This is a genomic window from Bacillus hominis, assembly GCF_018332515.1.
Lineage (GTDB): Bacteria > Bacillota > Bacilli > Bacillales > Bacillaceae_G > Bacillus_A > Bacillus_A hominis.
This window is the reverse complement of the sequence record NZ_BOQD01000656.1, coordinates 1-327: the sequence shown is the minus strand read 5'-3', so window position 1 is coordinate 327 and position 327 is coordinate 1. Positions and strand designations below refer to the sequence as shown.

Annotated in this window: 1 pseudogene; it reads left to right on the top strand. The window is 33.9% G+C overall.

What is annotated here, in order from left to right:
• Positions 1-49: 49 nt before the first annotated feature.
• Positions 50-327 (top strand): annotated as a pseudogene (locus KI356_RS27810) (MFS transporter); the annotation flags it as partial.

Genomic DNA, 327 nt, shown 5'->3' with positions numbered 1-327 from the left:
AGAAACCATTTATAATGAGAAGTGGAAAGTGTGAGAAGGAGGAAAGAGGATGTCAATGCGTTTTACTTTTTGGATTATGGCTGGAGTTGCTGCAATTTCCGGTTTATCACAAGGAATGTTACTACCTACAATCGCCATGATTTTTGAACAAGAAGGAGTTAGTTCAACTATTAATGGTATTCATGCGACGGCATTATACATCGGGATATTATTTATTTCACCATTTCTTGAAAAACCGATGCAAAGGTTTGGAATGAAACCAATTATCGTAATTGGTGTTTTTCTCGTTATTATTTCATTACTCTTTTTTACACAAACATTTTCATT